General features: G+C 54.5%; 19 protein-coding genes and 2 tRNA genes. 15 read left to right on the top strand and 6 right to left on the bottom strand.

The window, feature by feature from the left end; genetic code table 11:
• Positions 1–87: 87 nt before the first annotated feature.
• The 4 genes from IJT02_07540 (at position 88) to IJT02_07525 (ending at position 7,081) form a co-directional block, all read left to right on the top strand.
• On the top strand, positions 88–1,413 hold the full coding sequence (locus IJT02_07540) for a UDP-glucose/GDP-mannose dehydrogenase family protein (protein ID MBQ7544779.1): 1,326 nt from the start codon (positions 88–90) through the stop codon (positions 1,411–1,413).
• On the top strand, positions 1,410–1,847 hold the full coding sequence (locus IJT02_07535; GenBank protein ID MBQ7544778.1) for a hypothetical protein: 438 nt from the start codon (positions 1,410–1,412) through the stop codon (positions 1,845–1,847). Before IJT02_07540 ends, IJT02_07535 begins: the two co-directional genes overlap by 4 nt.
• A 133-nt stretch (positions 1,848–1,980) precedes the next feature.
• On the top strand, positions 1,981–3,519 hold the full coding sequence (locus IJT02_07530) for a hypothetical protein (GenBank protein MBQ7544777.1): 1,539 nt from the start codon (positions 1,981–1,983) through the stop codon (positions 3,517–3,519).
• Between the two features lie 103 nt (positions 3,520–3,622).
• On the top strand, positions 3,623–7,081 hold the full coding sequence (locus tag IJT02_07525; GenBank protein MBQ7544776.1) for an amino acid permease: 3,459 nt from the start codon (positions 3,623–3,625) through the stop codon (positions 7,079–7,081).
• A gap of 56 nt (positions 7,082–7,137) precedes the next feature.
• Here IJT02_07525 and groL read toward each other — a convergent pair whose 3' ends face one another.
• Positions 7,138–8,772, bottom strand: coding sequence for a chaperonin GroEL (gene groL / locus IJT02_07520; GenBank protein MBQ7544775.1), 1,635 nt, complete (start codon positions 8,770–8,772; stop codon positions 7,138–7,140).
• Positions 8,773–8,791: 19 nt separating this feature from the next.
• Complete coding sequence (gene groES, locus IJT02_07515) at positions 8,792–9,082, bottom strand: co-chaperone GroES (protein ID MBQ7544774.1); 291 nt, start codon at positions 9,080–9,082, stop codon at positions 8,792–8,794.
• 171 nt (positions 9,083–9,253) lie between these two features.
• Between groES and IJT02_07510 the strand changes: the two genes are divergently transcribed.
• From IJT02_07510 to IJT02_07485, 6 genes are all read left to right on the top strand, one after another.
• Positions 9,254–10,384, top strand: a complete 1,131-nt coding sequence (locus IJT02_07510; protein MBQ7544773.1) for an antibiotic biosynthesis monooxygenase — start codon at positions 9,254–9,256, stop codon at positions 10,382–10,384.
• A 4-nt stretch (positions 10,385–10,388) separates the two neighbouring features.
• Positions 10,389–11,147 (top strand): carboxymuconolactone decarboxylase family protein, encoded by a 759-nt coding sequence (locus IJT02_07505; GenBank protein ID MBQ7544772.1) that lies wholly within the window; start codon positions 10,389–10,391, stop codon positions 11,145–11,147.
• Positions 11,147–12,487, top strand: a complete 1,341-nt coding sequence (locus tag IJT02_07500; GenBank protein ID MBQ7544771.1) for an SUMF1/EgtB/PvdO family nonheme iron enzyme — start codon at positions 11,147–11,149, stop codon at positions 12,485–12,487. Before IJT02_07505 ends, IJT02_07500 begins: the two co-directional genes overlap by 1 nt.
• Positions 12,477–13,184, top strand: coding sequence for a cytochrome C biogenesis protein (locus IJT02_07495; protein MBQ7544770.1), 708 nt, complete (start codon positions 12,477–12,479; stop codon positions 13,182–13,184). Before IJT02_07500 ends, IJT02_07495 begins: the two co-directional genes overlap by 11 nt.
• 405 nt (positions 13,185–13,589) lie before the next feature.
• Positions 13,590–15,017, top strand: a complete 1,428-nt coding sequence (locus IJT02_07490; protein MBQ7544769.1) for a radical SAM protein — start codon at positions 13,590–13,592, stop codon at positions 15,015–15,017.
• On the top strand, positions 15,017–15,742 hold the full coding sequence (locus IJT02_07485) for an amidohydrolase family protein (protein MBQ7544768.1): 726 nt from the start codon (positions 15,017–15,019) through the stop codon (positions 15,740–15,742). Before IJT02_07490 ends, IJT02_07485 begins: the two co-directional genes overlap by 1 nt.
• A 49-nt stretch (positions 15,743–15,791) precedes the next feature.
• On the opposite strand, the gene IJT02_07480 is transcribed toward IJT02_07485, so the two are convergent.
• Together IJT02_07480 and IJT02_07475 are read right to left on the bottom strand one after the other, a co-directional pair.
• Positions 15,792–17,801: a TRAP transporter permease gene (locus IJT02_07480; protein ID MBQ7544767.1), complete on the bottom strand. Its 2,010-nt coding sequence runs from the start codon at positions 17,799–17,801 to the stop codon at positions 15,792–15,794.
• Positions 17,801–18,802, bottom strand: coding sequence for a TAXI family TRAP transporter solute-binding subunit (locus IJT02_07475; protein MBQ7544766.1), 1,002 nt, complete (start codon positions 18,800–18,802; stop codon positions 17,801–17,803). Before IJT02_07475 ends, IJT02_07480 begins: the two co-directional genes overlap by 1 nt.
• An 81-nt stretch (positions 18,803–18,883) precedes the next feature.
• On the opposite strand from IJT02_07475, the gene IJT02_07470 reads away from it, so the two are divergent.
• From IJT02_07470 to IJT02_07460, 3 genes are all read left to right on the top strand, one after another.
• On the top strand, positions 18,884–20,335 hold the full coding sequence (locus IJT02_07470) for an excinuclease ABC subunit UvrC (GenBank protein MBQ7544765.1): 1,452 nt from the start codon (positions 18,884–18,886) through the stop codon (positions 20,333–20,335).
• 113 nt (positions 20,336–20,448) lie between these two features.
• Entirely contained in the window at positions 20,449–21,156 is a 708-nt protein-coding gene (locus tag IJT02_07465; protein ID MBQ7544764.1) for a glycosyltransferase family 2 protein, read from the top strand.
• 26 nt (positions 21,157–21,182) lie between these two features.
• A complete protein-coding gene (locus IJT02_07460) occupies positions 21,183–22,259 on the top strand; it encodes a hypothetical protein (protein ID MBQ7544763.1) in 1,077 nt (358 codons plus the stop codon).
• A gap of 45 nt (positions 22,260–22,304) precedes the next feature.
• Here the strand turns inward: IJT02_07460 and IJT02_07455 are convergent, their stop codons facing one another.
• Positions 22,305–23,210: an AAA family ATPase gene (locus IJT02_07455; GenBank protein MBQ7544762.1), complete on the bottom strand. Its 906-nt coding sequence runs from the start codon at positions 23,208–23,210 to the stop codon at positions 22,305–22,307.
• A 97-nt stretch (positions 23,211–23,307) separates the two neighbouring features.
• Here IJT02_07455 and IJT02_07450 point away from each other — a divergent pair.
• Positions 23,308–23,383: transfer RNA gene (locus IJT02_07450), tRNA-Lys, on the top strand.
• A 17-nt stretch (positions 23,384–23,400) separates the two neighbouring features.
• A tRNA-Glu gene (locus IJT02_07445) sits at positions 23,401–23,476 on the top strand.
• Positions 23,477–23,492: 16 nt separating this feature from the next.
• Here IJT02_07445 and IJT02_07440 read toward each other — a convergent pair.
• Positions 23,493–24,416 carry a hypothetical protein gene (locus tag IJT02_07440; protein MBQ7544761.1) on the bottom strand — a complete coding sequence of 308 codons (924 nt, stop codon included), beginning with the start codon at positions 24,414–24,416 and terminating at the stop codon, positions 23,493–23,495.
• Positions 24,417–24,496: the final 80 nt, after the last annotated feature.

The raw sequence follows: 24,496 nt of genomic DNA, 5'->3' as shown, positions 1-24,496 counted from the left end.
ATTGCTGATTTTGTAGAATGACCGCATTATATCACACAGAGTGTATAATCTCTCACGTTCACACATTCAACGTAAGGAGAAAAATTAATGAAGTTAGTAGTTATAGGCACAGGATATGTAGGTCTCGTTACAGGAACATGTTTCGCCCGCTACGGCAACAACGTCATCTGCGTCGATGTCAATGAAGAGAGAGTCGAGACCCTCCGCAAGGGCACAGTCCCATTCTACGAGCCCGGCCTCGAAGAGATGATGACCCGCAACATGCGCGAAGGCCGCTTGTCCTTCACGTCCTCCACCGCCGAAGCCCTCGAGGGTGCGGAAGCCTGCTTCATCTGCGTCGGAACTCCCCAAGCTCCCGACGGAAGCGCAAACATGGTCTACATCCAGAGTGCCGCGCGCGACATCGGGCAGGGAATGGCCGGAGACCTCCTCGTCATCGTGAAGTCCACCGTCCCCGTCGGAACGAACAGGATGGTTCAGGGCATAATTGAGGAAGAGCTGGCCAAGAGGCAGGCAGGCTTCAAGCTCTACATGGCCTCAAATCCCGAGTTCCTGCGCGAAGGCTCGTCGCTCACCGATTTTCTCGAGCCTGACCGCGTAATCATCGGCGTGAATGACGCTGAGGGGCAGAAGATTTTCTCTCAGCTCTATTCCTTCCTTGAGCCGCCCAAGCTCCTCTTCATGGACACAGCCAGCGCGGAGATGTCGAAGTATGCCGCAAACGCAATGCTTGCCTCCCGAATCTCCTTCATGAACGAGATGGCGGGAATCTGCGAGCACGTCGGCGCAAACGTTGAGAGCGTCAGGCGCGGCATCGGCCTCGACGAACGAATCGGCAAACGCTTCCTGAACGCCGGATGCGGTTACGGCGGCTCATGCTTCCCGAAGGATGTCCGGGCACTTAGGGACTTTGCACGTGCGGCAGGCTACGAGCCCCAGATTCTCACGGCAATTGACGACGTGAACGAACGCGCGAAGACCTCAATGTTCACGAAGATTTCGGCCAAGTTCGACGCACTTCAGGGCAAAGTTATCGCCGTGTGGGGATTGTCCTTCAAGCCCAAGACCAGCGACACCCGCGAAGCTCCCGCTCAGGTGCTGATACGTTCTCTGCTCGATGCCGGAGCACGAATCCAGGCCAGCGACCCGAGAGCAGTCGAGGAGACACGCGCAGTTCTCGGCGACCGTCAGGGTCTCGTGTACGTCAACGACATGTACGACGCAGTGAATGGTGCGGATGTCCTCGCAGTCATGACGGAGTGGGACATCTACCGCCAGCCCGACTTCGAGCGCATGAAGAGGCTCATGAATCGTCAGCTTATAGTGGATGGACGTAACCTCTACTCGCTCGACGAGATGAAGCGCAGAGGGTTCGAGTACGTTTCGGTCGGCAGGCCGGAGGTCAGGGCATGAGGAAGCTGCTGGCTTTCGCGCTGGTGCTTGCGTGTGCGTCTGCGGGATGGTGCGCGGACATCGTGAGCATTGAGCGTGAAGGGATGATCCTGAAGTCGGAGTACAACCGGCTGGGCACTAACGGAGACCCGTTCGAGCGCGAGGCAGTCCTCAAGAGGATTATTGACAGGTGCAAGGGCACAGAAGAGGGCGAGGCGGCGTATTGGGATCTGGCCGACTTGTACCTTGACGGCTTTCCTGAGGAGATGCGCAAGGAGGCGGCGGAGATGCTGGAGCTGTGCCTCAAGAACTACCCGAACTCGCGCAGGGCGTTGCTGGTGAAGTGCCGGCTTGTGGACCTGTACGACGCTAAAGATAAGAGGAGAGCGGAACTCGTGAGGCAGCTCAAGAATGACGGGCGGCTTCCTGCGATGCTGAGGGGCTCGCTGAATTAGTATAAACACGTAAAAATTTGTGCGGTATCAATTGACAAAACGCTAACACGGTGTAGAATGTGCACATCTCGGTTCTGCGTGTATTACTTAGTTTTACCAATCTTATTTTACTCGGAAGGAGTGCTTTATGTTTATGAAGAAGTACTTAGCGTTAATGGCGGCAGTGCTGGTAATGGCATTTGCCGGAGCGGCTTTCGGTGCAGGGCACAACGAGCCTACTACCCCTCCTACCCCCACTACCCCGTCTGCTGGAGTCGAGATTGTTACTAGGGTAACTGAGACTATCACCAGCACGAGGACGATTACGGCGACAGTCATCACGGGAGCGGCGCAGCAGTCAGTGGCGCAGACGACTTTTGCCCAGACGATCATGTCGGTAGCAAGGGCGATTGCGGATATTCTGGCGAATGCTTTAGCTGGTGTAACAGCAGAGCAGAAGCAGTGGGCAAGCAGTGCGGAGTCAATCCAGACCAGTGCTCAGGGAGCAGTTGACACTGATGCAAAGAGAGCCGCGTTGTTCCCCGGCGTTACGACAGATACTACGCCGCAGGAAAATGATCAGCTTGAGGCAGCGGTATCCTCAACATCGGACGATGCGACAGTTGAGCAGAAGCTCGCGGCGGTCTCAGACAGACTCGGGAGCGGCAACACTGCCCTTTCAACAGGAACGGCGGTAAGACCCAAGAAGAGCGGAACGTACAAGCAGCCCAAGGTTTTCGGGTCAGCTCTCTTCGGTACGAAGATCATGGGAGACAGAGGCCTCAAGGCTAGCGTCAAGGGTTCAGGCATACAGGCAAGCGCAGTTGACAACAGCGGTATTGCTTTCCTGAACAGCAAGGGTGAATCCATCGATGCGATCCCTGGCTCAGGTGATAGTACCGTCATGCCCGGCTTCGTGAACATGCTGGTAGTCATGGAAGCAGGCCAGGTGTATGAGCCGACTATTTACACATCTGTCAGCGATCTCCCTGACACTGTCAGCACGGACACTGCTTCCGCGACGGTGAATGTTGTATCGTACGATGTCGAGACGGTGAAGGTAGTAACTGACGAGAACGGCAACACTGTGGAGTCTGTGGTAGTAGCGGTAGACACGTCGGTTATGGCGGCTGTTCTCGGTGCAACTCCTACGAACGCTCTGCTTGTTGAGGGAGCTGAGTTCCCGACCTACAGCATGGATACTGTCATTACTGAGGCAAAGAGCCGTAACTATGCTGTAATGACGACGGGAATCCCTGCCATGAACAACCTTCCTGCCGGTCTGTACTACGTAGCCTCGATAGACTTTGAAGCAAAGCCGGCATCTGCTGATGCTGATGCGTCCTTCGACTTCTATCCTAAGGGCTTCAGCTCAGCTTCAAAGGACATAAGGGTGTTCGACTCGGCTCAGGCGGAACTGGCAACACCGAACGATGCATACGGCAAGACCAACTGCTACGTGGTCTTCAAGGTCAACGACGCAGCTGATGACATCGTGAGCATTTCAGCGTATGACGTGAGTGCTCCTGTTCTCGCGGCGAAGCTGCAGGTTGCAGCACAAAATAATGGCGGTGAAGAGAACAACAACCTTACGTTCAACGATCCCGGCAGTTCAGGCGGCGGGTGCTCGGCAGGATTCACAGCTTTAGCACTTGCAGTACTCGGCGGATTCATCGCGGCACGCAAGAAGTAATACACAACGCAGACAACCTAAGCACTAAGTAACACCGTCCCTCCTTGTTCGAGAGTGAACAGGGAGGGATATTTCTACGGCGTTAATTCAAGGAGGTCGTTTCATGGAAAGACTAGACAGCAAAGACAAGTATGTTTCTCCGTTGACTGCGTGGGCATTGGCTTTCGGGTGCACTGTCGGCTGGGGAGCGTTCGTAATGCCCGGCTCAACGTTTCTGCCGACGGCCGGGCCTCTGGGCACGATAATCGGCATGACCGCCGGAACTGCCCTGATGCTCGTAATCTGCGGAACGTACCACTACATGCTGAACAGGTATCCCGACAGCGGAGGAGCTTTCTCGTACACGCGGGCGGCTTTCGGCGACGAGCACGGTTTTCTGTGCGCCTGGTTTCTCGTTCTGACGTACATCGCCATACTCTGGGCAAACGCAACGGCACTCGTCCTCATCGCGCGCAACTTGGCCGGAGGTGTCCTGCAGTTCGGGTTTCACTACACTGTTGCGGGCTATGATGTCTGGTTCGGAGAGTTTCTCGTCTCCGCAGGTGCTGTTGTGCTGTTCGGGTTTGTCTGCATACGCAGCAAGTCCCTCGCCGGAGCTGTCCAGTCCGTGATGGCCGTCCTGCTCATCGCCGGAATAGTCCTCTGCCTCGCGGTCTGCTTGTTCGGCACGAGGGGGCATGGTACGGCTTACCCGCTGTTTGCTGACGGCGAAAAGGCGTGGGTTCAGGTTGTGCAGGTAACCGCGTTAGTCCCGTGGGCGTTCGTGGGGTTCGAGTCAATCTCGCACTCTGCGGGAGAATTCAGATTCTCGCCGAAAAAGTCATTAATGATTATGGCCATAGCTGTTGCAACAGGCGGAGTAGCCTACACGTTCCTCACGTGGCTTGCTGTAACAGTTCAGCCCGAAGGTTATTCGTCGTGGCTCGCGTACATCAAGGACTTGGGGAAGATGGACGGCCTGCAGGGTCTGCCAGTGTTCTACGCGACGAAGGAAATCATGGGCAATATCGGCCTAGTGATTCTCGCAGTAACTCTTCTCGGAGCAGTAGTTACCGGCATCGTTGGGAACTACATTGCGGCCTCGCGTCTGCTCTACGCTCTTGCGGGCGAAGGCATAATCCCCAAGAAGTTCCACGAGCTGGGAAAGTACGGAACTCCCGAAAAGTGCATTCTGCTCATAATGTGCGTGTCAGTGTTCATCCCGTTCTTCGGGCGAACCGCGATAGGCTGGATAGTTGATGTTACGTCGGTCGGTGCTACGGTAGCTTACGGGTACACTTCTGCGGCGGCGTTCAGGACAGCGGGCAAGGAGAGAGACAGAAAAATGCAGCTTCTCGGCGCGCTGGGAGTGGTTGTGTCGCTGGGGTTCTTCATGCTGGCTATTGTGCCTAACTTCTGGTCGGTCAGCACGCTTGCGGCGGAGTCGTACCTTATACTGACGATATGGGGTATTCTTGGCCTTGCGTTCTTCCGCAGGCTTGTCGCAGGGGATGACGGGCATAGATTCAGCAAGTCCATAGTTGTGTGGATTGCGATGCTGCTGATGCTGTTCTTCGTGTCGGCGCTGTGGATGAGGCAGGAGATATACAACGACATACGGATTGTCGTTGACAACAGCGAAGTGTACCGCTTAATCAGTGCCTCGCTCATCAAGAATAGCATGATACAGATGGCGTTGTGTATTCTCAGCCTGGTAATACTGTTCAGCATATTCTCCATCAGGAACAAGCGCGAGAAAGCTCTAGAGATCGCCAGAGCTCAGGCGGAACAAGCCAACGCTGCGAAGAGCGAATTTCTCGCCAGCATGTCGCATGAGATCCGAACGCCGATTAATGCTGTGTTAGGCATGAACGAGATGATTATCCGCGAGAGCCGCGACGAACGCATCACGACGTACGCCCGCAACATAGAGAGCGCAGGCCGAAACCTCCTCTCCATCATCAACGACATTCTTGACTTCAGCAAGATCGAGGCCGGAAGGATGGAGATTGTCGAGGCAGACTACAAGCTCAGCTCCGTGCTCAACGACGTAACGAACATGATAGTGTTCAAGGCGCGGCAGAAGGACTTGCAGTTCACGGTGAACGTTGACGAGAGCCTGCCTGACGGTCTTCACGGCGACGAAGTCAGGGTGAGGCAGGTAGTCATCAACATCCTCAACAACGCGGTGAAGTACACGCACGAAGGGGGAGTGTCATTCCATGTCGGCGGAGAGCGCAAGGGAGACACAATCAGCCTCGTGTTCACCGTCCAGGATACGGGCATAGGGATAAAGCCCGAAGACCTCCCCAAACTTTTCGGGAAGTTCCAGCGCGTTGACCTCGAGAAGAACAGCACGGTTGAGGGCACAGGCTTGGGCTTGTCGATAACGAAAAGCCTGCTCGAGATGATGAACGGAGAAGTCGACGTAGCCAGCGAGTACGGCAAGGGCTCGACGTTCACGGTATACCTTCCACAGAAAATTGTTGATGACAGCCCAATCGGAGACTTTCAGGAGAAGTTCAGCCAGTACATCCGCAAGATGCGCGCTTACAGGGAATCGTTCCGTGCGCCGGACGCGAGGATTCTCGTTGTTGATGACACGGAGATGAACCTCACCGTTGTTGAAGGCCTGCTGAGCAAGACGGAGGTTCAGATTGACACCGCGCAGAGCGGCTCTGAGGCACTGACCTTCACGAGAAGCACGAAGTATGACCTCATCCTGATGGATCAGAGAATGCCCGTTATGGACGGAACGCAGGCATTGCAGCGCATACGTTCGCAGTCCGGCGGCATGAACACTGGAACGCCGGTAATCTGCCTGACAGCTGATGCAGTGAGCGGAGCACGGGCAAAGTACCTCGAGGAAGGTTTCACGGACTACCTGTCGAAGCCCGTCGAGGGGCCTGCGCTTGAGGCGGCGTTGATACAGTACCTCCCAGAGGAGAAAGTCATGCTTCAGGAGGCCTCTGACGACGAGCCGGAAGAAGAACAGCCAAAGACCGAGCTTCAAGCCTTTTACGAGGGCACTGGAAGCCTGAGCTATGACGACGCAGTGCGTTTCTGCTCCAACGAGTCAATCCTCATCAAGACGCTCGAGCAGTTCTACCGCTCAATCACAGCCAACGCCGACGCAATAGAGGCCTTCCTACGCGCGCATGACCTCAGGAACTACACGATAAAGGTTCACGCGCTGAAGAGTTCTGCACGGCTGATAGGAGCGTTGGGGTTGTCGGCAGACGCGGCCAAGCTCGAGGAACTGGGCAACGCGGAGGACGCGGAACAAATCGATAGCCTCACGCCGAAGCTCCTGCAGGATTACCGCAAGCTGTCGGAGATTCTGTCGCCGTTGTTTGGTGATGACGATGCCGACAAGGAAGAAATCACTCTCGATGAACTTCATGAGGCCTACCAAGCGATAAGAGAATTTGCGTCGAGCTTCGACATTGATTCTATTGACGGGATAGTTGCCGAGCTCAGGAAGTACAAGATACCTCAGGCAGAGGCCGAACGCTTCAAGGCAGTTGCTGAATGTGCGGGAAACATGGACTGGGCAGGTCTTGACGAAGCACTTAACGGGTAAAGAACTCCCCCGCAAGCCGTTCTGACTTACGGGGGATAATTGTCTGCTTACAGCGTCTAGTACATGCCGTCCATTCCGCCCATACCGCCGGGCATTGCAGGAGCGGCCTGCTTGGGTTCGGGCTTGTCGGCGACGATGCCTTCAGTGGTGAGCACCATTGCCGCGATTGAGCCCGCGTTCTGGAGTGCTGAGCGCGTAACCTTCACGGGGTCGATTATGCCGGCCGCTACCATGTCGGTGTACTCGCCGGTTGCCGCGTTGAGGCCGTGCCCGATCTTCTCGGCTCTGACCCTCTCGACAACTACATCACCCTGATAGCCCGCGTTCTCTGCGATGAGGTACAGAGGAGCCTTCAGCGCGTCAAGCACTATCCTTGCGCCGGTGCGTACGTCGCCGCTGAGCTTCTCGACGAACGGCTCAAGTGCCGCCGCGCAGTTCAGTGCCGCAACTCCGCCGCCTGCTACTATGCCTTCCTCGACTGCCGCACGCGTCGCGTTAAGTGCGTCCTCGATACGGTGCTTAAGTTCCTTCTGCTCGGTCTCGGTTGCACTGCCGACCTGGATTACCGCTACGCCGCCGACCAGCTTGGCCAGCCTCTCGTGGAGCTTCTCCTTGTCGTAGTCCGATGTGCTGTCCTCGATCTCCTTGCGGATCTGCTTTGCACGTGCGCGGATCTCGTCGGGGTTGCCTGCACCCTGAGTGATGGTCGTGTCTTCCTTCGTGATCTTGACCTTCTTGGCACGGCCGAGCATCGACAGGTCAGTGTTCTCGAACTTCATGCCGGTCTCTTCGCTCACGACAACTCCGCCCGTTACGATGGCGATGTCCTGAAGCATTGCCTTGCGCCTGTCGCCGAAGCCGGGTGCCTTCACTGCCGCAACCTGCATTACTCCGCGTAGCTTGTTCACTACGAGCGTTGCAAGTGCCTCGCCCTCTACGTCCTCTGCGATAATCACGAGGGGTTTGCCGGTCTGCACTACCTTCTCGAGGATGGGCAGAAGGTCTTTGATGTTGCTTATCTTGCTGTCGTGAATCAGAATGTATGCGTCGTCGAAGCTGGCTTCCATTCTGTCGCTGTCGGTTACCATGTAAGGGCTGATATATCCCTTGTCGAACTGCAGACCCTCGACCATCTCAAGGGTTGTTCCGACCGTCTGGCTGTCCTCGATGGTGATTACGCCGTCTTCTCCGACTTTCGCCATTGCCTCAGAGATGAGCGCGCCGACTGCCGAGTCGTTGGCGGAGATTGATGCTACCTGCGCAATCTTCTCCTTGTCCTTTACGGGGGTGCTCTGCTTCCTGAGCTCCTCGACCACAAACTCTATTGCCCTCTCGATGCCCTGACGCATAAGCATTCCGTTTGCACCGGCGGCTACGTTCTTCATGCCCTCGCGGATGATTGCGCGCGAGAAAATCGTCGCGGTCGTCGTTCCGTCTCCGGCTATGTCGTTGGTCTTGCTGGCTACTTCCTTGAGGAGCTGTGCGCCGGCATTCTCGAACGGGTCTTCAAGCTCGATTTCCTTCGCGATGGTTACGCCGTCATTCGTGATCATCGGTGAGCCGAACTTCTTCTCGAGGACTACGTTGCGTCCCTTAGGCCCGAGTGTTACTCCTACTGTATCTGCTACTTTGTCGATGCCCCTGAGCATTGCTCTGCGGGCTTCTTCGCCGAATGCTAATATCTTTGCCATGATCTGTGTATCCTCCTGCTTACTTCTCTACGATTGCAAGAACGTCGCGCTCGCTGAAGATTACCAGCTCTTCGCCGTCTACTGTTACTTCTGTCCCTGCGTACTTGCTGAATATTATCCTGTCGCCTACTTTGACTTCTACGGGCTGCTTCTGGCCGTTGTCGAGAACCTTGCCCGTCCCTACTGCTACTACTTCACCTTCAGTGGGCTTCTCTTTTGCGGTATCGGGCAGAACTATTCCGCCTTTGGTCTTCTCTTCGCGTGTAAGTACCTTGACAACCAACCTGTCGCCTAACGGTTTCAGCTTCATGACTTCTTCCTCCTGCTTAATGGCACTCAATCATATTTAGTGCTAACTGAACAACGCGGGGAATGATAACCCCCTCAACCCTAAAACGCAATAGTTAATTTTACGTAGGCTTGAAGGTTAGATATAACATGTATAATCGCAGGCATCCTAACAATAATTAAGGAGGGAATCATGAAAGTATTGTTGTTGTTGATGATGTGCGTGCTGTTCGCGAGGACTGCGGAGGCACACACGGTGTTTGCGCCGGAGGGTCATACCCTGAAGGTTCACTGGGCGGTGCTTCAGGCCAAGCCCGGCAAGATGCCAGAGATGGCGGCAATCAGTGCCCGCACCGTCGCGAAGTACACGCCAAACGAGTCGGGGAGCTACTCGCTCTACGGAGGAGTTGACGCGGGGAATCCTGATCTGATGAGGATACTCGAAATCTACGAGGATGAAGCCGCGTATCAGGTTCACAGGGACAGTGAAGGGTTCAAGGCATTCGTTGCGGAGCGCGAACCTATCTTCGAGAGCCTCAAGATTCTGCCGGTTGACCCGATAGTCCTCGAGCAGAAGAAGGAAGGTTCGGCCAAGACCGTGTCGATGGCACTCGTCGAGGTCAAGCCGGAATGCCTCGAGGAGTTCAGGGCTCTGACAGTGCAGGAGTTCTCGCGGGCTGTGGCTGAGGACGCGGGAGTGATGGGGCTGTTCGCGACGGCGGAGCAGGGCGACAGGAATAACTTCGTCCACACGCTGGAGATGTTCGCGGACGACGAAGCAAGAGAGAGGTATTTTGCGTCCGAGAGGTTCAAGGCCTACAACGCAAAGGCAGCAGGACTCGTGAAGTCGGTGAAGGTGATCACCAACAACCCCGTGAACATTACGCTGAGCACGAAGGGGCTTCACCTTGAGCCTGAGGCGCAGAAGCTGAGCGCGTTTCCGCTCGGTAAGAAGAACGATGCGTTTGCGCAGTACTTCGACGGACAGAGCTACCTTGCGCCCCTTTCGCTCGAGCAGGTCGGGATCTTCAACGTAACGTTCGAGCCCGGCTGCCGGAATCACTGGCACATTCACCACGCAAAGACCGGCGGCGGACAGATACTGGTCTGCGTGTACGGCAGAGGCTACTATCAGGAGTGGGGGAAGCCTGCGCGCGAGCTTTTTCCCGGCGACGTGGTGAACATTCCCGCGAACGTCAAGCACTGGCACGGAGCGGCAAAAGACTCGTGGTTCCAGCACTTGGCCGTCGAAGTCAGCGGAGAAGCGACCTCAAACGAGTGGTGCGAGGCCGTCTCTGCAGAAGAATACGCAAAGTTGAGGTAACGTGATGAGAACAATACTTTTCGGGGTGATTATGGTTATGGTGATGAGTTCATGTGTGTTCGCGAACGTTGAGGAGTTCAGGGAGACAGACCCGGAGTTCGCGGAGTTTTTCGGCCGTTTCGCTTCTGAGGAAGTGCCTGCCCAGTCGAAGCTGGATGCACGCACGAGGTACATGGCGATTGTCGCGACGCTGCTTGGCTGTCAGGGTGTCGACGAGTTCAGGGCAGTTCTGCCTGAGGCACTCGATGCAGGACTGACTCCCTCAGAGGTGAAGGAAGTCATCTATCAGGGCACGGCGTATCTCGGCATAGGACGCACACGTCCCTTCCTCAAGGCCGCCAACGAAGTTTTCGCGGAAAAAGGAATCTCCCTTCCTCTGCCTCCAGCTTCAACGACAACGCCGGAAACCCGCGTGAAGGCCGGGAATGACACGCAGATAGAGATTTTCGGCGAAGTGATGCGCGGCTTCGTGGAGAATGCTCCTGAGGATAGGAGAGTCATCAACCGTTTTCTTGCGGGCAACTGCTTCGGGGACTACTACACGCGCAAAGGCTTGACGCTCCGTGAACGCGAGATGATTACGTTCTGCTACATTGCGGCACAGGGAGGCTGTGAACCCCAGCTCATCGGCCACGCCAAAGGCAATATGAACATGGGCAACGACAGGGAGTTCCTGCTGGACGTTGTTGCGCAGTGCGTGCCGTACATCGGCTACCCGAGAAGCCTCAACGCAATAACCTGCATCAACAAGGCGGCAGAGTAATGCGGGCATTAATCATCTTTGCACTTGTTGCGCTGATGTCTGGCTGTGCGTTTGCTGACGAAATGGTGAGCGTGAAGGGCGGAAAGTTCCTGATGGGCAGCCCCGAGTCCGAGAACTGGCGGAGCAGCGACGAGACACAGCATGAAGTTACGGTGCAGGACTTCAGCATCTCTCCGTACGAGGTTACGCAGAAGGAGTACTCCGCGCTGATGAACGGCAACCCCTCGAGCTTCAGGGGAGACAGTTTGCCCGTCGAGAATGTTACGTGGCTTGAAGCCGTAATGTTCTGCAACGCGAAGAGCGCGGCGGAAGGTCTTGCTCCTGCGTATAAGATAGAGGGCGAACGCGTTACGTGGGACTGGGCCGCAGACGGCTACCGTCTCCCGACAGAGGCAGAATGGGAGTACGCCTGCAGGGCTGGAACGTCAACACCCTTCAACCTTGAACACTCGATAGGTGCGGACGAGGCGAATTTCTACGGGCATTATCCCTACGAGATAGAGGAGAATTACTTTTCGCAGAGCAAGCTGACGACGAAACCGGGCATCTATCGCGCTACTACCGTCAATGTCGGGAGCTTCCCTCCGAACAGGCTGGGACTGTACGACATGCACGGCAACGTTGGCGAATGGTGCTGGGACATTTACGCACCATATTACCCTTCACTTCCTGCAGGGCCGGAGACAGGTACGCGCAGAGTGTACAGGGGCGGGGGCTGGAATGACTTTGCGAAGAACATGCGCAGTGCGTACCGTGCGGCAGCTCCTCAAGAACGCAGGCTCTACAATGTCGGCTTCAGGCTCGCGCGCGGAGCAGTCGGGACGGGGACGCTGACCTCTCAGGCTGTGCAGGAACCGGCCAAGACCAGCGGGAAGGCGTTAATCGCGTTCTTCACGTGGAGCGGGAACACGCAGGGAATAGCGTACGAGATTCAGAAGCAGACGGGGGCGGACATCTTCGAGATTTCGCCGGAGAAACCCTACAGCGAGAACTACAACACAGTTTTACGCGAAGCACAGAGAGACCAGCACAGGCAGGCACGTCCGAAGCTCAGGACTCACGTCGAGAATTTCGAGCAGTACGACGTGATTATTCTTGGCTATCCCAACTGGTGGGCGAGCATCCCGATGCCGATTGCCTCATTCCTTGAGGAGTACGATTTTTCCGGCAAAACTATAATGCCGTTCTGCTCACACGGGGGCGGAAGGTTCGGGCAGACACTCACCGCAATAGCCAAGCTCGCACCGAAGGCAAACATCACTGAAGGACTCTCCGTGCATTATTCCGGCGGCGGAAGGCTCAAGGAAGATGTTGCAAGGTGGCTGAATAATGGTCAGTAGTATATTCCGCTTTATGTACGCGTCGGGAGCTGTGAAGTTTCTCGGCGCGTTCCTCTGGGGAATCGCCAGCGTACTGCTCAGCCCCTGCGGTATAAGCACCGTCCCTCTGGTTGTGGGTTACGTCGCGAACACTGACAGCCCGTCGCACTGGAACGCGTTCAAGATTTCGTGCGCGTTCTGTCTGGGAATAATCGTGAACCTCCTGCTTGTGGGGTTCATAACGTCGGGAATAGGTATGCTGCTCGGCGGCTATGAACGTTTCCTGACGCTGATAACTGCCGCAGTGTTCATCGTGATGGGGCTTCACCTTATCGGGATAATCCGCGTGAAGTTCTTTGCGCTCGGTTCAGGAGGGACAGGAACGGAAAGCCGCAGCCTCAAGGGTGCTGTTGTGCTCGGCGTTGTGTCGGGGCTGGCGGTCGGGCCGTGCAGTATAGGCTACGTGAGTCCCGTGCTGTCGCTCGCGATGTCCGACGCTTCGGGCGGAATGGCGGGAAGTATCCTGCTGGTGCTGTGCTACGCTCTGGGGTATTGTGCGGTGCTTGTCGGGGCGGGGACGTTTGCGCAGATTTTCTCGGAGTTTCTGGACAGCGGCAAAGACAGCCTGACGTACTGGGCTGTGAAAGTCGTGAACGTTCTGTGCGGGATTGCTCTTATTTGGGGAGGGGTGTATCTGGTCTCGGGAGTCATGTTCTAAGGATGCGGAAAATTAATTTTTCACAAAACAACAAAAGGACAAGTTTTCATGCTATAATCATACTCACCAAAGTTGAAAAAGCACATGACTTTTTGGCGTGTGCCAGCGGTCTTATCTTGTCCCGCATGTATTATAGCATAGTTCGGGAAATAAGATGATTGATAGTTGTGTGCTTAAATTTTCGTCAATGGATGGCATTACAAGAAGGAGGTGAATTTCAATGGCATACAGCAAACCGAAGACAGTAGCAAAGAGCGCGAGGAAAAGGTCATTCGTCGCAGGCTGCCCCGAAGAGTACAGCAACACTTTTTCTTGCCATAAGTGCGAATTCGAGAACTAAACAAGCCAGCCCCGGAGTGAGTTTATCCTCCGGGAAATTTTTTTTGTTCACAGGAGGAATAATAATTGTTAGTATGTCTCGCTAATGATTCATTTGTCCGAACGTTCGGGGATATTGGGTACATTGTCAACCAGCTCACAAAGCAGGACAGAATCTATGACATCAACGGCAAAATCTTTCTCCAGCAGTTCACACGCAAACCCAAGACCATAGACGAAATAATTGACAGCCTCATGAAGGTTTATACGGGTGCGGAACGCGAAAAACTTGCGAAAGACTTCGCAGAGTTCGTGAATGAGCTTGAGGCTGAAAGTTTTGTTGTTTCCGGGATGACGGAGGAGGAAATCAGCGTAAAGATGCCCCGCTTCAGTTACTCCCATAAGGATAAGAAGACAGCACCGCTTACAGCACTTGATGCATCGCCTGACGCTCAGGCCACGACAGAATTTCTCGGACAATACTTCAGGAATGATCCGCACCTCTTCGCGTTCCAGTTCGAACTGACGAGCAGGTGCAACGAGAGATGCCGACATTGCTACCTGCCGGGAACAAGGAATTTTCACGACATGGAGACTGACCTTGTGTTGAGCATCCTCGACCAGCTCGCGGAAATGGGAACGCTGAAGGTTACATTTTCGGGCGGTGAGTGTCTTCTTCACGAGGACTTCATCCCCATTCTCAGGCGAGCACGGGAAAATGACTTCTCAATCTCCGTGCTGAGCAATCTTACGCTTCTTACTGACGAGATAATCTCTGCCCTCAAGGAAGCAAACATAGACCTTCTGCAAGCCTCCGTGTACAGCATGAACCCGGGAGAGCATGACTATATCACTCAGCTCCCGGGCTCCCACGCAAAGACAATCGCCAGCCTCGAACGCCTGATAGCCGCTGATGTTCCCGTACAGATAAGCTGTCCGACAATGAGGAGAACTTATGCATCATATAAGGACGTTCTTGACTGGGCATATTCTCACGGCATCAAGGGCTACACCGACTATATCATGATGGCTAGGATTGACGGGACAACGGACAACCTCGATAACAGGCTGACGCTCGATGAGACAGAGCTACTTCTCAAGGACATAATCAGCTACGATGTACAGTACAGGACAATCCTTGACGCGGACATTGAGCCTTCACCGCTGAATCCTGACGAGCATATCTGCGGCGCGGGACTAGACTCGATGTGTGTTGCGGCAAACGGGGAGTTTTACCCGTGCTCCGGGTTTCAGGGCTGGCCTCTGGGCAATGCCCACGCTCAGACTGTCGCCGATGTGTGGAATAACTCGGAGGCCTTGAAGAAACTGCGGGCTGTGAAGTGGCGGGATTTCCCGAAGTGCATGGCGTGCGAAGCAAAACCTTTCTGCGCCATGTGCATGGTCAGGAATCTCAACGAGACGGGCTCAATCTTTGAGGTCAGCAAACATTTCTGTGATGTGGCGTTCCTGAACAAGAGGCTTGTTGAAGAATACAGGAAAGCTGGGAAACAATAATGTTTGATGTTCACGTACACACGGGATATTTCAAGGGCGAGCTGTATTTCTCTCCCGAAGAAATCACGGAGGGCATGAAGGCTCTGAACGTTGAACGGTACTATTTCTCCTCAACTTCAACGGGCAGCGTTCCATTCCGTAAAGTTCGGCGCGAGATTGAGGAGACGGTCTCTCTGAGTGAGGGGAGAGCCGTCCCGTTCCTGTGGGTGTCGCCGGGAATGCTCAGGCACTCGCGGGGCTTGAAACCGTACTTGTTCCGTGAGTTTGCTGGGCTGAAGGTTCACGGCTACCATCAGGACTGGAATCCTGACGGTAAGGAAATCCGCCGCATATTTGACATCGCTAGGGACAGAAACCTTCCCGTAATGTTCCACACAGGAGGAAGGGATGCCTGCGAGGCCGGAGTTTACATGAACATCTGCCGTGATTTCCCTGACGTAAGAGTCATCCTCGCGCACGGCCGCCCTATCGATGAGTGCATAGCCGTCATGAAGGAGTGTCCCAATGCATGGGCTGATACCGCGTTCATGCCGGTGAAAAACATTGTGAGGCTCAGGGATGAAGGGATGATCTCACGTGTGCTGTGGGGAAGTGATTTTCCCGTCATGAGGTACTACTACGACATTCCGGCGGAAGAGTATTACCGGCAGAGAATCGATGAAGCATCGGAAGCATTAGGCGCGGAAGATTTCAGGCGCATCACTCAGGACAATTTCATGCTGTAAACGCGAAAAACGCAGACCCGCAAGAGTTTTACGAGTCTGCGCACAAAGATTACTGTTTCCTGTTCAGAACATACACTGCAACGAGAATCACCAGTCCCGCAACAGTCGAGGCAGGCCACACCGTCAAGCACAGTACGCCCGCAACGCACAGCAGGATTCTCATCACGACGTTAATCGGCTTCTTGATGTAACCCATCCACATATACGCGAACGAGAACACCGCCCCGAGCCCGCTCAGCACTGCCCAGCCTATCTGCGCCCAGCTTCCCTGCATGAGAAGGCCCGGGTCATAGCAGAACGCGAACGGCACAACATACGCTAGGAATCCCAGCTGCATAGCCTGAAATCCTGTCTTGTTGGGGTTGGAGTTAGCTATTGAGCTCGCCGCATAGGCCGCCAGCGCAACAGGGGGCGTGATGTTCGAGATTATTGCGTAGTAGAATACGAACATGTGAGCCGCAATCGGAGGGAAACCCAGCTTCACGAGAATCGGTGCACCGAGTGCCGCCGCAAGAATGTATGCGCCGGTCGTAGGTAGTCCCATTCCGAGAAGGGTAGCAATCAGCATGACGAGGATTAACGCAAGCAGAGGAGCATCACCCGCAAAGGAGATTACGAACCCCACGAGCTTACCGCCGATGCCAGTTAATGACACAGCACCGAGAACTATTCCCGCCGTCGCACACGCAACGCACACCAGAGGGATACCCTGCGCGCCCTGCTCTATCGCGTCGATGAACTCGCGGGTGTTCATGCCGGGGTTGAACCACGAAGCTATCAGCATGTACGCACCGATAATCACGAACTGAAGGCCGGGCTTTATTCCGCTAAACACTTCAGGCTTCAGCGTGAGGAACACTCCGAGAGCAAGAGAGATTAACGCAACAACGCACGCAACTGCCTTCTGTGTGCCGGTGGTTTCGGGCTTGAAGTTGAAGAACGACACGAGCCACGCTAGACCGATCCCGAGAAGTGCCGCGCGCATCGGCGTATAACCTATCAGCAGGAACACAATCAGCCCCAGAATCGGCGCAATCATGTAGAACTTGGCCAAGACTTCATGCTTCGTCGGCAGGTCTTCAGGGTTCAGACCTTTAAGGCCGGTCTTGAGTGCACGAAGCCTCACCATCAGGAACAGCGCGCCGTAATAGAGCAGTGCCGGGAAGATTGCGGCTATCATTATCTCGCGGTACTGCAGACCCAAGAATGAAGCCATCAAGAACGCGCCCGCTCCCATAATCGGAGGCATTATCTGACCGCCCGAACTCGCAACAGCCTCGACAGCCCCCGCACAGAACGGCTCGTAACCGATTTTCTTCATCAGCGGAATCGTGAAAGTTCCTGTGCCGTAGACGTTCGCAACCGCGCTACCTGAGATTGAGCCGAACAGGCACGAACTCAGCACTGCTATCTGTGCCGGTCCGCCGGGAGTTGTTCCCGTGAAAGCCTGTGCAACGCTCATGAACCAGTCCCCCGCACCCGACTTCTCGAGGAACGCGCCGAATATCAGGAATATCATTACGTACGTTGCGGAGACTCCTAACGGCGACGAGAAGATGCCTTCATCAGTCAAGTACAGCTGCTCGATAATTTCAGGGTACGAGAACGGGAAGCCCTGAAGCAGCCCGGGAAGTTTGTAGCCGTAAAGCATGTACACCGCGAACAACGCCGCGATTAACGACAACGGAAGCCCGACGATTCTGCGTGTGCCCTCGAGCAGAAGAATCACAAGCAGTGAGCCGAGTACCAGCTGTGCGGTCGTCAGAGGGTCTATCTGCTGAATGCGCTCGGTTATCGCCGTGTAGTTCACCATCGAATACACGCCCGGAGCGGCGGCCAAGACAGCTAATATCCAGTCGTAGAAGGGTACTCTGTCTTTAGGGGCTTTGCTGTTTACCGGAAAAAGCACGAACGCCAGAGGCAGCACAAACGCAAGGTGAATGCTCCGCTGAAGATACGCCTCATAGTTTCCTGCGCTGGCCGTGAAGAGATGGAACACTCCCATAGCCAGCACGTAGAGGTAGATTATAGTTTTCGGGAAACCTGAAAGTTTGCGCATTACTTGTTCACTTCACTCCAGAATTTCACGCTGCCTTCATGTGCAGGGACTGTCGCAGGGATAGCTATTGACGGCTCAAGCTCTCCCATGTCCTTAACAGCCGCAACCAGCTCGGCCTTGTGCTCCCAAACTGCTTTATTGAGCTCGTACACGAGGGACTCGGGAAGGTCTTTGCGGATCACTATGCACGTGTAATCTCCTACAACCTTAACCGGCTCTGCACCTTCGGGAACGGACTTGTAGATGCCCGGATCAATCGTGAGGGTAACAGTTCCGTATGCTTCGGCGAGCTTGTCGAGAGCTTCCTGTCCTACGGGAAGGAGCACTATATCAACCTGGCTCTCAATGTTCATGACGGTTGAAGCGACTTTGCCGATTGAGAACGCGAAGCAGTCAAGGTGATTGTCCGCGAGGAGGTCAGCTCCGCCGTCGTATGATGCGTACTCTACGCTTCCGCCCCACTCCTGAAACTGTTTCTTGTAGTCGAAGCCGTAGCCTTTGTCGAAGAGTGCTTTGACGACGAACTCTGAGCTTGTGCCGGGCTTGAGGGTTGCGAAACGCATCTTGAGCTTCTTTGCGATGATGTCCTCGACTGACGTGATGCCGTTCTTCTCCGCAAAATCCTTCCTCATGATGAAGTAGGTGTACTGCGTGTAGAGGTTCGCCATGATTACCGCGTTGTTCACGACTCTTCCCTTGAAGTCGGCTTCTCCCTTTAGTGCCGCACCGAGAAGGGACGTAACCGAGAACCCCAAGTCCCCGCGCCTTGCGTGAGCGTTGAGGATGTTGGAGACTCCGCCGCCGCTGGAGCTGGTGGTCTGCGGGAGGCCTGCGCCTGTCCACATTTCACTTAACGCAGTTCCGAGTGCGAACCAGTTGCCGCCGGGAGGGCCTGCCATGAAACGGAGCTGTGAAGGCCAGTCCGCTTTGTCCTGAGCTGATGCGCAGCCAGCCAGCAATGCAGCAACGAGCACTGCCATCAATAAACGAGATGACTTCATTAATGAATCACTCCTATGTGAAAGTTTGGATTGTAATGAAATTATAAGGCTTGATGAAAGTTGATGCTATAATGCGAAATCATGAAAGACAAAATCTCAGCCATCCTTAAGACCTTGCCGCAGAAACCGGGCGTGTACCTTATGAGGGACATTGACGGGAAAGTTATCTACGTCGGCAAAGCAATAAAGCTCAAGCGCAGAGTGTCGTCATACTTCCGGCATCATGCATCGGCGCGCCTGAACAAGCTCGTTGAACTCATCGAGGACATCTCAATCATCCGCACCGAAACCGAAGCCGAAGCCCTTATCGTCGAGGCAAAACTTATCCGCCGTTACTCACCCTTCTTCAACGTCGAGCTGAAGATGTCGGACAAGTACCCGTACATACGAATCACCAACGAGGACTTTCCGCGACTGGAGATTACGCGCCACAAGAACAATGACGGCTCGCTGTATCTCGGGCCGTTCGTCGATGCGGGTAACATACGGAACTTGATGCGGCTCGCGGAACGCTACTTCCCGCTTCGTGTGTGCAGACAGACCATCAAGCCTGACACCTCACGCCGTCCGTGCGTTGAGTATTCTCTTGGCCGGTCAATGGGTGCATGTGCGGGGCTGTGCTCACAGAGCGATTACAGGGAACGCGTAGCTGACATTGTGCTTCTGTTCGAGGGGAAACAGGCGGAATTAGTCGAGCGTCTCCGCAAACGCATGGACGAGGCGGCCAAGAAGCAGGAGTTCGAGAAGGCGGCACGTTACCGGGACACGATACGGGCGATCTGGAGGCTGACGCGGCAAAAAGTGTCGTCGGCGTTACAGGAAGACCTCGACAATGAGACGTGGCAGGTCTTGAACCGTCTTCAGGAGCTTCTGGGGCTTGAGATTCTCCCGTGGAGAATTGACGCGTTCGACATCTCACACACGGCAGGGCACGACACGTACGGTTGCTGTGTTGTGTTCGAGCAGGGTCGTCCTAACAAGAGCCTGTACCGACGCTTCAAGATTCGGAGCATTGAGGACGGGGAGATTAACGACTTCGAGTCGATGTACGAGACGGTGAAGAGGCGTTACCGTCATGTTCTGGACGAGTCCGAGCCCGCCCCGCAATTGGCGGTGATTGACGGCGGGACTGGACAGCTTGATTACGCGTTACGTGCACTCGAGGAGCTGGGGTACAGTCTCCCTCTTGTTGCGCTGGCGGAACGCGAGGAGATTCTGTTTCTGCCGGGCAGGGCTGAACCTCTGAGGCTTGGCCGGGACGACGAGGCACTACAGCTCCTGCAGAGGCTTCGTGATGAGGTTCACAGGTACGCGATAACGACTCACAGGAACGCGCGGGATAAACGCTTCCGGCGGTCGAGGCTTGAGGACATTCCGGGCATCGGGAAGAAGACTGCGGCAGAACTGCTCGTGAGATTCGGGAGCGCGAGGAAGGTCAGCGAGCTTAGTGCTGAAGAACTGATGGCTGTGCCGGGCATCGGGAAAGCGACGGCAGAAAAGATACTTGCTGAATTGAGAGGTGATGATGTGTGATATAATTTCGGGAAATTTTGTAAGGAAGGAAGGTTGACAATGGCAGATAATGTAAGTACAATGCTCACAGCTCACAGCTCACAGCTCACAGCTCACGCGCCGTATTATACCTCATTGCACCGGCCTATAACGAATCCCAAAATATAGCACAATTTGTTGAAGAATGGTATCCCGTTGTTGAGAGTCATGACGGCGGAGGATTGTCGCGCCTTGTTGTTATTGATGACGGAAGCAAGGATGACACGTACGTGATCCTTCAGGAGTTGTCGCGCGCACGCCCGCTTCTCCAGCCCATCACCAAGCCCAACAGCGGGCACGGGAGCACGTGCATTTACGGCTACAAGTATGCGCTGGAACACGGGGCAGAGTATATCTTCCAGACGGACACGGACGGGCAGACAAGAGCAGAAGAGTTCGAGGCGTTCTGGGCTTTGCGGAATGATTATGACGCTGTGCTGGGCAAGAGGCCTGACAGGAAAGATGGGGCGGCTAGGGTATTCATCAGCAATGTTCTGCGGCTTGTTGAGCGCGTGATGTTCGGGATATACATACCTGACGCTAACGTGCCTTACAGACTTATGAAACCTGAGCTTGTCGCAAAGTATCTGCCGTACCTTACGGATGACCTTTTCCTGCTGAACGTTATGCAGACAGTCTGCTTCGTCTGGTTTCACGAGAATATTACGTTCAAGGATATTACGTTCCGGCCAAGACAGGGCGGAGAAAGTTTTGTGAACATCAAGAGCATCGTGAAGATTGGCTGGAGGACTGTCCGTGATTTTCTGAAGCTCAGGAAGAATCTCAGGGAGGCGGCGGCATGACGGAAAAACGCAAGATAATTCTGTGCGTGTCGCTGGTCGTGTTGTGTGTAGCCGCGCGCTTCGTTGTCGGGGCTTTCTCCCTGAACTACGTTGACTTCAGGAACTTCCTAGCTACCGGCGAGATTGCAGCCTCTGGAAGAAACGTCTACGCTGAGCAGAAATTCTACAACTACGGCCCGGCGTTCTTCATACTGCTGGGTTGGCTGTACAAGGTGGCATCTCATTTCCCGAACGTTGCGCTGGTCTTCAAGTTAATGCTCGTCGCAGTCCTGACGCTTGCAGATCTCTTAATTGCCAGACTTGTAGCAAAGAAATCAAGCCTGACGTGGGGGCTCGTGTTTTTTCTGAATCCATTATCGTTTCTGACAGTAAGTTATTTAAGCCAGTTTGACGGTCTGGCAGTAGCTTGTGCTGCTTACGGAATATCTTACATCGAAGACTCTGCTGAGAATGAACGTTTCACTATTAATGACGCAGCAGGAATTGTTCTGCTCTCGATGAGCCTCATAATTAAGCATATCATGTGGGCGTTTCCTATGTGGCTTCTCATGAGCAGAAGGATTAATACGCGCAAAAAGTTTCTGTACGCGTTCGTTCCCGTTCTGCTGTTCCTAATGAGCTTTGCCCCATACTGGAGCACAGGACAGCAGGGAATAATCAGTAACGTATTTCTGTACAGATCGCGGAATAATCTTCCACTATTCGGGCTTGATATTCTGCACAGGATTATTAATCATCTCCCGGTATTCAGCCGGAGCATTGCAGATCCTTATGGAATGGAATTTCTGCCGTTTCACAGGTATTTATTCGCTGTATATGCTCTGTTTATGCTGGCTGGAGCGTACACGTTCAGATATGAAGACATAGATAACAATTTCCTGCTTTACACAATTTCAGCTGTGTGCTTTGCATCAGCTATATCAATGCAGTATTTATCAATCCCCTGCATGGCACTTATTATACTGTTCAGGAAGAAATCACTGCTTTATTTCCCCCTGATGGGGACTATACTGTTCGGCAAGCACATGGTAAAAATTGTGATGGTATGGACTCTGCTATTGTACATCATATGTTACTGCCGACATAAAACACATCGCACGTGAACCCACCGGCAGGAGCAGCTCAGCACCTCCTGCCGCTTCCTCTCCTCAGAGTGCTTCCGAGTCCGCAACCCCCTGCTTCTGCGTCCTTAGTGCCAGGTCCTCCGCGAGATTCCTCATGTCCTCCTGCGTCCATTCACGCGAAGCCCGCCCCTCCGTAACCGCCAGCATTGCCGCCTGCGCCGTCGCCGCGTCCTGCCCGAAAAGTTCCATGTAGCCATAATACAGACGGTTGATGGCGTTCCTGATGTCCTGAGCATTCGGGACAGCTTCCGCCCCCTTGTTCAGCCAGTCCTTGAGGATACGGCCTGTGTCCGCAGTTATCGTGAAGACCTGCCTGTCGAAGAGCCCCGTCCTGTCCTTGCTGACCGTTACGCTGTGATCCATCCCCAAGTCGAACACTACGGTGAACTCATAGTCCATTCCGTCGCGCTGGACGGGGGCGAGCCCTACCTTGCGGATCTCTGTCCGGCCTCTGTCGTTCTGGAGCTGTGCGTAATCTGTCTTGCTCCGCATTGTGCCTATTATGTGGCACGGTGAAGCCAGCATCGTCTCTATCAGCTTGTTGTGCATGGGGGTAATCTTGTTCCACGCCGCATAACTGTTGCCGCTCTTCATGCTCTGCGTGAGCTGGCTGTGAACGTCAAGCAGTCCGCCTTCTCCTGCCCACGCGTGGGACAGCGAGTCGATTATCAGCACGTCGTACCCTTCTTCTTCCGCCTCGTGGATTGCGGCAAGGTATTTCTGTATAGAGTACGGTGCTGTGAGCGTCTCAACGTCGTAGCTGCACATATCCGCGTAAAGGTCTCCCGAACCGTTCTCCGTGTCTATCATCGCGATGCGGCCTCCGAGCCCCTGAGCCAGCGTGAGTGCTCCCCATGTTTTGCCGCTTCCTGCAGGGCCGGTGATTGCGAGCCTGAGTTTTGCCTTGCGCCTCTCTGCTTTCCTGAACATGATTACCTGCCTCCTGTGTATGATAATTGCAGTAATAATAACACGTGAATTTGCAATTTTCCGCCTGTGAGAATATAATAGCCCCTGTTGCTTTTCCGAATCGCTAGCTCAGTCGGTAGAGCACCGGACTTTTAATCCGGGTGTCGCGGGTTCAAGTCCCGCGCGATTCACCACTAGCTTACACGCAAGAGGTCCCATCGTCCAGAGGCCTAGGACACAGCCCTTTCAAGGCTGCGACGCGGGTTCGAATCCCGCTGGGACCGCCACTAATCCCCCTCCCAATCATTCAGGATATTCACGGCCGGTCATCGCATAGTTCAGCTTCACGAGATGTTCTACTATGTGGAACTCATCCATATCCGCAGGAAGCCCGTATGCTTCGAGAACTGCACGGTCGTTTTCGCGGTGTGCGTCGCGCAGGTCTTTGGGCATCGAGACTTCATCATAGAGGTCGGCAAACGAGGACTCAGGGTGCTTCTCGCGGGCGCGGAGGATTTCGCTGCCGGTGCGGAAAATCTTCATGACCATGTTGGGGTCTGCCTTCGGCCACACGAAATTGTTGTACACCACAGTGTTCGAGTAGCGGTAATCACTCTTCAGCCTTCCGCATATTACGCGCATCCATGCCATGTGTGCACTGCTTGTGAGGACTCCGAAATGATAGGGCGTAGCTTTCGGCAGGATTATAACAGCGTCAGTAGCTATTATGTCAGGCGACACGTAGCCCATAGGGATATACTTTCTGCATTCTGAGGAATGACGTGGAATTAACATGTATTCTTCTGACGGCTGGCGGATACAGGAGAACAGCGCGGGGTTGTCGGATTTCTTGCGCGTTGCCTCTGCTCTGCTCGCAAGCCTGTGCTCCTTGACCCTGCTCACGCGTTCATAGAGTATCTTAGAGTGCTTTATGTCTGCGGGCGTTGCGTCGACCAGCCAGAAGCAGTAACGCTCAATGTTCTGAATGAACTCCTTTGAGCCGTATACCCTCCTGATGAATTTCCCGAGCCCCGGTTCTCTGCTGAGGACTTCGGCGCGTTCTTCGGGAGTCAGGAAGAGATTTCCGCCGTCGTTGGGCTGGCTTCCCATAATCATCGGGTAGACGCTCCGGCAGGCCTGAAAGAACCCCGCAAACCTCTCGTCGCCGAACACGTACTCTTCCCCCGTGCTGTTGAAGCTGACAATATACGTTTTCTGCTGTTCCATAACTCTACCTCCTCTGCTGCCGGATAGTATACACAAAAAATGAGGCTCCCGGCATTCAGGAAGCCCCATCTTCGTCATCC

The sequence above is a fragment of the Synergistaceae bacterium genome (genome assembly GCA_017450125.1).
Classification (GTDB): Bacteria; Synergistota; Synergistia; order Synergistales; family Aminobacteriaceae; genus JAFUXM01.
The sequence above is the reverse complement of the archived record's forward strand: the minus strand, read 5'-3'. Positions and strand labels throughout refer to the sequence as shown.

What these genes read in the sequence shown, in the direction of transcription:
- IJT02_07540 (MBQ7544779.1), top strand. Translation starts at nt 88, where the DNA reads ATGAAGTTAGTAGTTATAGGCACAGGATATGTAGGTCTCGTTACAGGA.
- IJT02_07535 (MBQ7544778.1), top strand. Translation starts at nt 1,410, where the DNA reads ATGAGGAAGCTGCTGGCTTTCGCGCTGGTGCTTGCGTGTGCGTCTGCG.
- IJT02_07530 (MBQ7544777.1), top strand. Translation starts at nt 1,981, where the DNA reads ATGAAGAAGTACTTAGCGTTAATGGCGGCAGTGCTGGTAATGGCATTT.
- IJT02_07525 (MBQ7544776.1), top strand. Translation starts at nt 3,623, where the DNA reads ATGGAAAGACTAGACAGCAAAGACAAGTATGTTTCTCCGTTGACTGCG.
- groL (MBQ7544775.1), bottom strand. Translation starts at nt 8,772, where the DNA reads ATGGCAAAGATATTAGCATTCGGCGAAGAAGCCCGCAGAGCAATGCTC.
- groES (MBQ7544774.1), bottom strand. Translation starts at nt 9,082, where the DNA reads ATGAAGCTGAAACCGTTAGGCGACAGGTTGGTTGTCAAGGTACTTACA.
- IJT02_07510 (MBQ7544773.1), top strand. Translation starts at nt 9,254, where the DNA reads ATGAAAGTATTGTTGTTGTTGATGATGTGCGTGCTGTTCGCGAGGACT.
- IJT02_07505 (MBQ7544772.1), top strand. Translation starts at nt 10,389, where the DNA reads ATGAGAACAATACTTTTCGGGGTGATTATGGTTATGGTGATGAGTTCA.
- IJT02_07500 (MBQ7544771.1), top strand. Translation starts at nt 11,147, where the DNA reads ATGCGGGCATTAATCATCTTTGCACTTGTTGCGCTGATGTCTGGCTGT.
- IJT02_07495 (MBQ7544770.1), top strand. Translation starts at nt 12,477, where the DNA reads ATGGTCAGTAGTATATTCCGCTTTATGTACGCGTCGGGAGCTGTGAAG.
- IJT02_07485 (MBQ7544768.1), top strand. Translation starts at nt 15,017, where the DNA reads ATGTTTGATGTTCACGTACACACGGGATATTTCAAGGGCGAGCTGTAT.
- IJT02_07480 (MBQ7544767.1), bottom strand. Translation starts at nt 17,801, where the DNA reads ATGCGCAAACTTTCAGGTTTCCCGAAAACTATAATCTACCTCTACGTG.
- IJT02_07475 (MBQ7544766.1), bottom strand. Translation starts at nt 18,802, where the DNA reads ATGAAGTCATCTCGTTTATTGATGGCAGTGCTCGTTGCTGCATTGCTG.
- IJT02_07470 (MBQ7544765.1), top strand. Translation starts at nt 18,884, where the DNA reads ATGAAAGACAAAATCTCAGCCATCCTTAAGACCTTGCCGCAGAAACCG.
- IJT02_07455 (MBQ7544762.1), bottom strand. Translation starts at nt 23,210, where the DNA reads ATGTTCAGGAAAGCAGAGAGGCGCAAGGCAAAACTCAGGCTCGCAATC.
- IJT02_07440 (MBQ7544761.1), bottom strand. Translation starts at nt 24,416, where the DNA reads ATGGAACAGCAGAAAACGTATATTGTCAGCTTCAACAGCACGGGGGAA.